Below are 6044 nucleotides of genomic sequence, written 5' to 3'. Positions count from 1 at the left end.
GAAGCGCTCGATCGCCCGCCGCTCGGCGGGGCTCAGCGGCTTGACCCGGGACAACCGGTCGACGAACAGCCGGTAACCGGCGTCGGTGGGCACCCGGCCGGCGCTGGTGTGCGGCTGCCGGATGTAGCCCTCCTCCTCGAGCACCGCCATGTCGTTGCGGACGGTGGCCGGGGAGACGCCCAGCTGGTGGCGCTCGACCAGCGCCTTGCTGCCGACCGGCTCCTGAGTGGCGACGTAGTCCTCGACGATGGCACGGAGAACGTCGAGCTTGCGGTCATCGAGACTCATCTGACCCCTCCCCCGCTCGCTGGCACTCTGAATCGGCGAGTGCCAGTCTACGTCGCTGTCCGCCGCCGCGCGATGATCGAGCACAGGGTTAGCGGAGCGTCGATTCTCCGACGTTGACAGCATGTTGCTCTCGACCGCATTGAGCTGCGGTCCTACGGTGTCAGCCATGACTGAACCACCTCGTCCGCCCGGTGACGGCAATCCTTATGACCCGACGGCGCCGCTGAACCCATACTCGGCTAACGATCCGACCTCCGGATCGACCCCGCCGCCACCGCCGACCTACGGCTCGCCGCCGCCCGGCTCGGGTGCCGGTGGCTACGCGCCGCCGCCGTCCTCGGGCGCCGGTGGCTACGGTCCCCCGCCGTCCTCCGGCGCCGGCGGGTACGGTCCTCCGCCGTCCTCCGGCGCAGGTGGGTACGGTCCTCCGCCGTCCTCCGGCGCGGGGGGCTACGGCGCTCCCCCGCCCGGCTACGGAGCTCAGCAGCCGGGGTACGGCGCCTACGGGGCGCCCGGTGGCGCACCGGTGGGCTACGCCACCAACGACGAGAAGACCTGGGCGCTGATCTCGCACTTCGGCGGCATCCTGGTCGGTTTCATCGCCCCGCTGATCGGCCTGCTGGTCAAGGGCAACGAGTCGCCGACCGTTCGGGCCCACGCGGTGGAGGCGCTGAACTTCCAGATCACCTGGGGCATCGCCACGATCGTCGCCTCGGTGATCGGCGCCTGCACCCTCGGCATCCTGTTCTTCCTGCCGATCATCACCTGGATCGTCGTGATCGTGTTCTCGATCATCGGCGGCATGAAGGCCAACGAGGGCCAGCTCTACCACTACCCGGCCACGTTCCGGATGGTGAAGTGAGCCGGTAGGACTGCGCGCCTGCTGCCCGCTCAGGGCAGCAGGTCTCGCACCACCGCGTCGGCGAGCAACCGGCCGCGCAGGGTCAGCGACAGCCGGCCGGCCGCCCAGGCCTCCGGGTCGAGCAGACCGCCCCGGTACGCCCGGGCCGCCCCGGCCGCGTCCACCTCGGCGAGCGGGACGCCGTCGCGCAGGCGCACCCGCAACATCACGTCCTCCACGTGCCGGTCCTCGGCGGTCAGCAGCTCACGGCCGTGACCGGGGGACGTCTGCGCGGCCAGCCGGCCTGCGTACGCGGACGGGTGTTTGACGTTCCACCACCGCACGCCGCCGACGTGGCTGTGCGCGCCCGGCCCGAGACCCCACCAGTCCCCGCCGGTCCAATAGAGCATGTTGTGCGCGCACCGGGCCGCCGCCGAGGTGGCCCAGTTGGACACTTCGTACCATTCGAATCCCGCTGTCTCCAGGGCCGCCGCCGCGGCCAGGTAGCGGTCGGCGGCCACGTCGTCGTCCGGGTAGGGCAGCTCGCCCCGGCGCATCCGCGCGGCCATCCGGGTGCCGTCCTCGACGATCAGCGCGTACGCGCTCACATGGTCGACCCCCGCCGCCACCACCGCCGCCAGCGACTCCGCGAAGTCCTCCGCGGTCTCCCCCGGCGTCCCGTAGATCAGATCCAGGTTCACGTGCTCGAAGCCCGCCTCGCGGGCCTCGGCCGCCGCCCGCGGCGCACGACCGGCGGTGTGCCGGCGCTCCAGCACCCGCAGCACGTGCGGCGCCGCCGACTGCATGCCCAGCGAGACGCGCGTGAAGCCGGCTCGACGCAGCGCCCGCAACGACCCGGGGGTGACCGACTCGGGGTTGGCCTCGGTGGTGACCTCGGCGCCCGGGGCGAGCCCCCAGGTGCCGTCGATCGCGTCCAGGACCCGCGCCAGGTCCCCGGGGTCGAGCAGCGTGGGGGTGCCGCCGCCGACGAAGACCGTGTCGACCCGCTGCGGGCTGATCACCTTGCCGGCCATCCGCAGCTCGGCGAGCAGGGCGTCGAGATAGCCCTCCTGGCTCGCCTCCGACGCGGTGTAGGTGTTGAAGTCGCAGTACCCGCATCGGCTGGCGCAGAACGGCACGTGCACGTACACGCCGAATCCGTTTTGTCCGGCCCGCGCAGCGGCGTCGTCGGGCAGCGAGCCGTCGGCGGGGACGGGCTCGCCGTCGGGCAGCGGACCGGGCATCCGTCAAGTGTGCCCCGCTAGGGTCCTCACCTATGAACCTGGTCCGTTCCGCCACCGTCGCCGGAGTCACGACCCTGACCCTGGACAGCCCGGCCAACCGCAACGCGCTCTCCTCGGCCCTGATGCGCGAGCTGCTGGACGGGCTGACCGCCGCGCTCACCGCCGTGGAAGTCCGGGCCGTCGTGCTCAGTCACACCGGCTCGGTCTTCTGCTCCGGTGTCGATCTCAAGGAGACCGCGGCGGCCGGCGCGGGCGACAAGGTGCCGGCCGAGATGATGGCCGACGTGCTCGCCGCGATCTGGGAGTTCCCCAAGCCGGTCGTGGCGCGGGTGGGTGGTTCCGCCCGGGCGGGCGGGCTCGGCCTGATCGCCGCCGCCGACATCGCCGTGTGTACGCGTGAAGCGACGTTCGCCTTCTCCGAGGTGCGGCTCGGGGTGATCCCGGCCGTGATCAGCGCGACCGTGCTGCCCCGGCTGTCCGCGCGCGCCGCCGCCGAGTTGTATCTCACCGGCGATGTCTTCGACGGCGATCGGGCCGCCGCGGCCGGGCTGGTGACCGCCGCCGTGCCGGCCGACGAGCTGGACGATGCGGTGGCGCGCTACTGTGCCGCGCTGGTGAAGGGCGGGCCGCTCGCCCTCGCGGGGACCAAACAGCTGCTCAGGCGTACGCCGGCGGGTTCGGTGCGCGCCGACCTCGCGGATCTTGCCGCCCGGTCGGCCGGCTACTTCAAGTCCGAGGAGGGCCGCGAGGGGGTTGCCGCATATCGGGAGAAACGCCCTGCGAGCTGGATACCGCAGTGACCCGGTTCGCGTGCGTTCGTTGACTACGCTTGTCGTCTCGGAAAGGGGTGGGTGTGCGCAAGAAACCGGTCGCGGTCGTCGGCGTGCTCGCCCTGTGCGCGGTCGCCGGAGTGATCGCGCTGGTCAACTCTGTGACCGGGTCGATCAAGCTGCCGCAGCTCGGTCCGGCGTGCACGGTGCGTGCCGACGGCGAGGTCACCCTCGACGCGGTGCAGATGGCGAACGCGGCCACGATCACGGCGGTGGGCGTGCGCCGCAAGATGCCCGAGCGGGCCGTGGTGATCGCGCTCGCCACCGCCCTGCAGGAGTCGAAGCTGGAGAACCTGGAGGACGGCGACCGCGACTCGCTCGGCCTCTTCCAGCAGCGGCCGAGCCAGGGCTGGGGCACCCCCGAGCAGATCCAGGACCCGCGCTACTCGGCCGGCAGGTTCTACTCCGCCCTCAAGAAGGTCAAGGGGTGGAAGGAGATGAAGGTCACCGACGCGGCGCAGAAGGTGCAGCGGTCCGCGTACCCCCGGGCGTACGAGAAGTGGGCCGACGAGTCGGCGGTCCTGGCCAAGGCACTGACCGGCCGCGCCACCCGTGCGGTCGAGTGCACGGTCTCCGGCGACCCCGTTCTGCGCGGCGCTGCCGCGGCGACGGCGCTGGCGAAGGGTATGCGGCTCGACTGGGGCAAGGGCATGGGTGCGACGGTCGCGCAGGGCGCCGCGGTGACGGTCGCGGTGGCGGATCAGAAGGCGGGCTGGCGGTACGCGCACTGGCTCGTTTCGCACTCGCGCGACACGGGTCTCGAACGGGTACGTTTCGCTGACCTCGAGTGGCACGCCCCGAGCGGGAAGTGGCAGCAAGTAACCGGCGATCGAGCAGCCGGTAGCGGCCAGGTGGTGGCTGAAGTCTTCAATTGACCTTGTGAACACGATGGGACCTCGTATTCACGTTGCTCTCTGTGATGAGGGTCGATCGCGCAGGTCATAGCGCTGCGTATACATCAACGTGGACAGAAAGCGACCACGCTGGTACTAGTTAGGGCGTGTTTCAGGCCCTCGAATGGATTTTGCTGGGTGCGTACGCCGCCGCCGCGATCGTCTACGGCGTCGTCCGGCACCGGCCCAGCCGGATCGGACCCTGGCTGCTGCTGGCCGGTGCGATCACGACGCTCGCCGTCGGCGACGTGCTGCTGGCGCTGGACCACCCCGTTTCCGCCGAGGTCTGCTACTACGGCATGTTCGTGCTGGTCGCGTCGGCGGTCCTGCAGCTCACCCGGGGCGGGGCGATCCTGGTCGACCGCGCCCGGCTGATCGACCTGCTCGCCTTCACCTGCGCCACGATGCTGGTCGTCTGGGTCTTCGTGATCGGCGACAGCGGCCGGATGGGCAACGTGTCGGCCGCCGACGTGATCGGTGACCTCCTGTTGATCGGCGTGGCCGCGCGGCTGCGCATCGCCGCCGGCCGCAACGTCTCCGCCACCCTCCTGCTCGTCGGTGCGGTGGGCATGCTCGGCAGCGACATCGCGTGGGGCCTGCACCAGGGGTGGGTGAGCGAGCTGGGGTACGTCGTGCTGTACCTCTGCTGGGGCGCCGCCGCGCTGCACCCGTCGATGAAGCGGCTGACCGCGCCGATGCCGACCCGTCCGTCGCCGTGGCAGGGCCGCTGGGCCGCCCTGCTGGGCGTCTCGGTCGCGGCGCCGCCCGCGGTGCTGATGATCGAGGCGGTGACCGGCGAGGTGCGGGACGGCGTGGTGATCGCGGTGGCCGGCGCGCTGACGCTGCTGCTGGCGATCACCCGGCTGGCCGACTCGGTCGCGCAGCACAGCCGGGCGCTGACCAGGGAGCGAGCGTTGCGGGAGGCCAGCGAGGCGCTGGTCGCCGCGGCGGACATCCACGACGTGGACGTGGCGGTGCGAGCGGCGGTGACGGCGTTGCTGCCGCCCGGCGCGGTGCAGAAGGTGGTCTTCGCCACCGACGACCGAGAGCTGACCCTGGAAGCCCTCCCCCCGACGGGCGACCGCTCACACGGCTCCGGCCGGGCCGAGCGCCCGAGGTCCCGCTTCTGGCGCCCGACCCCTCCGTTCCTCCTGTCGTCCTCCCGCTCCCTGTCAACCCTTCCCACCCAGCCAGCTCCCACCGACTCACCCTCACCGCGGTCGCCCTCCGCCCACTCGGCGTCCGCCATCTCGGAGCAGGCGTCCTCCCACTCGTCGTCCGCGCCCTCGAAGCAGGCGTCGACCCACTCGGCCTCAACCCCCTCGGAGCAGTCGCCGTCCGCCCGCACGGCCTCAACCCCTTCGGAGCAGTCGCCGTCCGCCCGCACGGCCTCAACCCCGTCGGAGCAGTCGCCGTCCGCCCGCACCGCACCGGCCTCCCCCGCCGAGCCGTCCGCCTCCTCCCGCTTCTCTCGGAGCTGGTGGGTTGAGGACTCGGACAACGACACGGCCTCGACGCTGGTCTGCCCGCTGTGGATGGAGCCGCTTGCGGTGGCCAGGCCGAGCGGCGGCGCGCTGGTGCTGGCCGGCCGGCGTGAGGACCTCACAGCGTGCCAGGACACCTTGGAGGTGCTGGCCGGGCACGCGGCGATGGCCCTGGACCGGATCACTTTGGTGGAGGCGGTGGGCCGCCGCGACAGCGACCTCTACCTGCGCGCGGTGATCCGGAACACGGCGGACATCATGCTGGTGATCGACGAGGACCAGCGAGTCCGCTACGCAAGCCCGGGCCTGCGGAACCTGATCGGCGTGGACGAGCTCCCGCCGCTCACCACCCTGTCGGACCTGGTCCACCCGGACGACCGGATCCGGGTACGCCAGACCCTCGGCAACGACGGCGACGGCGTCCTCCACTGCGCACTGAAGCGCGACGACGACACCCAGATCCT

Annotated in this window: 6 protein-coding genes; 4 read left to right on the top strand and 2 right to left on the bottom strand. The window is 71.8% G+C overall.

Translation table 11 applies throughout. The features are described from left to right. Positions 1 to 288, bottom strand: a 288-nt coding sequence (locus AB0M20_RS22465; RefSeq protein WP_364301082.1) for a DeoR family transcriptional regulator, incomplete at its 3' end; no start/stop codon positions are given. 166 nt (positions 289 to 454) lie between these two features. Here AB0M20_RS22465 and AB0M20_RS22460 point away from each other — a divergent pair. Continuing rightward, positions 455 to 1150 carry a DUF4870 domain-containing protein gene (locus AB0M20_RS22460; RefSeq protein ID WP_364301080.1) on the top strand — a complete coding sequence of 232 codons (696 nt, stop codon included), beginning with the start codon at positions 455 to 457 and terminating at the stop codon, positions 1148 to 1150. A gap of 29 nt (positions 1151 to 1179) precedes the next feature. Here the strand turns inward: AB0M20_RS22460 and hemW are convergent, their stop codons facing one another. Further along, entirely contained in the window at positions 1180 to 2373 is a 1194-nt protein-coding gene (gene hemW / locus AB0M20_RS22455) for a radical SAM family heme chaperone HemW (protein ID WP_364301078.1), read from the bottom strand. A 32-nt stretch (positions 2374 to 2405) separates the two neighbouring features. Between hemW and AB0M20_RS22450 the strand changes: the two genes are divergently transcribed. The 3 genes from AB0M20_RS22450 to AB0M20_RS22440 form a co-directional block, all read left to right on the top strand. Then, positions 2406 to 3173, top strand: a complete 768-nt coding sequence (locus AB0M20_RS22450; RefSeq protein ID WP_364301076.1) for an enoyl-CoA hydratase-related protein — start codon at positions 2406 to 2408, stop codon at positions 3171 to 3173. Between the two features lie 110 nt (positions 3174 to 3283). Then, a complete protein-coding gene (locus tag AB0M20_RS22445) occupies positions 3284 to 4078 on the top strand; it encodes a hypothetical protein (protein ID WP_364301084.1) in 795 nt (264 codons plus the stop codon). Positions 4079 to 4203: 125 nt separating this feature from the next. Further along, positions 4204 to 6044 (top strand): hypothetical protein (locus tag AB0M20_RS22440; RefSeq protein ID WP_364301074.1); only part of this gene is annotated, 1841 nt, incomplete at its 3' end.

Origin of the sequence: Actinoplanes sp. NPDC051633 (genome assembly GCF_040681735.1) — a bacterium.
GTDB lineage: Bacteria > Actinomycetota > Actinomycetes > Mycobacteriales > Micromonosporaceae > Actinoplanes.
Note: the sequence above shows the minus strand (reverse complement) of the source record. Positions and strands in the feature narration are given on the sequence as shown.

Excerpts from the sequence above, each read along its gene's own strand:
- AB0M20_RS22460 (WP_364301080.1), top strand. The coding sequence starts at position 455 with ATGACTGAACCACCTCGTCCGCCCGGTGACGGCAATCCTTATGACCCG.
- hemW (WP_364301078.1), bottom strand. The coding sequence starts at position 2,373 with ATGCCCGGTCCGCTGCCCGACGGCGAGCCCGTCCCCGCCGACGGCTCG.
- AB0M20_RS22450 (WP_364301076.1), top strand. The coding sequence starts at position 2,406 with ATGAACCTGGTCCGTTCCGCCACCGTCGCCGGAGTCACGACCCTGACC.